This window comes from Streptomyces viridosporus (assembly GCF_002078235.1).
Classification (GTDB): domain Bacteria; phylum Actinomycetota; class Actinomycetes; order Streptomycetales; family Streptomycetaceae; genus Streptomyces; species Streptomyces viridosporus.
This window is the reverse complement of sequence record NZ_MSGP01000186.1, coordinates 1-1859: the sequence shown is the minus strand read 5'-3', so window position 1 is coordinate 1859 and position 1859 is coordinate 1. Positions and strand designations below refer to the sequence as shown.

The 1859-nt window shown below is 74.7% G+C and carries 3 protein-coding genes; all 3 read left to right on the top strand.

Going from position 1 to position 1859, the window contains the following annotated elements; translation table 11 throughout:
* Positions 1–194: 194 nt before the first annotated feature.
* From panD to B7L92_RS14060, 3 genes are read left to right on the top strand one after another with little or no spacing between them, the layout of a single operon-like run.
* Positions 195–614, top strand: coding sequence for an aspartate 1-decarboxylase (panD, locus tag B7L92_RS14070; protein WP_081237747.1), 420 nt, complete (start codon positions 195–197; stop codon positions 612–614).
* A gap of 41 nt (positions 615–655) precedes the next feature.
* Positions 656–1000 (top strand): GNAT family N-acetyltransferase, encoded by a 345-nt coding sequence (locus B7L92_RS14065; protein WP_081237749.1) that lies wholly within the window; start codon positions 656–658, stop codon positions 998–1000.
* 15 nt (positions 1001–1015) lie between these two features.
* Positions 1016–1657 (top strand): aspartate/glutamate racemase family protein, encoded by a 642-nt coding sequence (locus B7L92_RS14060; RefSeq protein WP_081237745.1) that lies wholly within the window; start codon positions 1016–1018, stop codon positions 1655–1657.
* Positions 1658–1859: the final 202 nt, after the last annotated feature.

Genomic DNA, 1859 nt, shown 5'->3' with positions numbered 1-1859 from the left:
CGCAGGGGACGGCGCACCTCACTGGGTGGATTCCCCGAACGTCTGACGGGCCGTTGAAAAAGTCAGCATCGAGTCAGTGTGAGTTCTGAGACACCCGGAGACAGCTGACCGCACATGCGAACCGTTGTAATCTCCAGAGAACGCCTTTGACCTGCAAGAAGCAGGCAGAGAGCAGGCAAACCGGGAGCGTCTTCATGTTTCGTACAGTATTCAAGTCCAAGATCCACCGCGCCACCGTCACCCAGGCCGACCTGCACTACGTGGGATCGGTGACCATCGACGCGGACCTGCTCGACGCCGCCGATCTGCTGCCCGGTGAACTCGTGCACATCGTCGACGTCACCAACGGGGCCCGGCTGGAGACGTACGTCATCGAGGGCGAGCGGGGCTCCGGTGTCGTCGGGATCAACGGGGCGGCGGCCCATCTCGTGCACCCCGGTGACCTGGTGATCATCATCAGTTACGCTCAGGTCACCGACGCCGAGGCGCGGGCGCTGGAGCCCCGGGTCGTGCACGTGGACCGCGACAACCGCATCGTGGCCCTCGGGACCGACCCGTCCGAGCCGGTGCCGGGATCGGACCAGCGGCGCAGCCCGCAGGCCGTCACGGCCTGAGCGGGGAGGACCGAGCACCGAGGCAGGAGCGTGATGTGTCCGTGAGCGACATCGAGATCCGCGACGACCGGGCGGCGGGCCGGCTCGAGGCGGTGACGGGCGGCGAGGTCGTCGGCCGGATCGAGTACTTCGTCCTCGACGCCCCCGAGCGCGCGCTCGTGCCGGTCCACACCGTGGTCGAGCCCGCCCACGAGGGCAAGGGCATCGCCGGCGGCCTCGCGCGCGAGCTGTACGCCGTCGCCGCACGCGAGGACAGCGCGGTCGCCCCGCTCTGCCCGTACGTCGTCAAGTGGGCCGACCGCCATCCCGACCGGGCCCCGGCGGCCGGCCCGGAACTGATCCGGGCGGCGAAGGAGTGGCTGGCGGCCCACCCCGGGCGCTTCTGACCCCCGGCCGCCCGCGTGCTCGCCCTCCTGCACACCTCACCCGTCCACGTGCCCGTCTTCGACGCACTGCGCGACGAGGACCATCCCGGGCTGGAACTGCTCCACCTCGTCGCCGAGGACCTGCTGCGCCGGGCCCGCCCCGCCGGTCCCGCGGCGGTCGCCGACGACGTGCGGGCGAAGGTGCGGGAGGCCGTGGACGGCGGGGCCCGGGCCGTGCTGTGCACGTGCTCGACGATCGGCGGCGTCGCGGAGGCGGCGGCCGCCGGGGCGGGCGTTCCCGTGCTGCGGGTCGACCGGCCGATGGCGGGCGCGGCCGTGGCCGCCGGCCCGCGGATCGTCGTCCTCGCCGCCCTGGAGAGCACCCTGCGGCCCACGGCGGCGCTCGTCGAGGAGGAGGCGCGGCGCGCCGGCCGTGCCGTCGAGGTGCGGACCGTGCTGGTCGAGGGCGCCTGGGCCCGCTTCGAGGCGGGCGACCGGGAAGGGTACGTCCGCCGGGTCGCGGACGCGGCCGGCGAGGTCACCGGCGCCGATGCGATCGTCCTCGCCCAGGCCTCCATGGCGCCGGCCGAGCGGCTGCTCGGCACGGCCGGCGTCCCGGTGCTGTCCAGCCCGCGCCCCGGGCTCGCGGCGGGCGCGGCGGCGGTGAGCGGCCGGTAGTCCCCGTCCACAGGGGCGGCGGGCGGCCGGTGGCGGTGTCCGCCGCGGCGGGCGTGCCGGGGCGACGGGCGGGATTCCGCCGCGCCGTCCCGTCCGCCGGGTGCGCCACCCGGGCCCCCGCCGTCATGCGGGCGGGTGACTGAGGACGCGGCCCCCGGGTAGGCGGGGAGTAGTCCAGAGCCGACGTCGACCGACTGGCCGG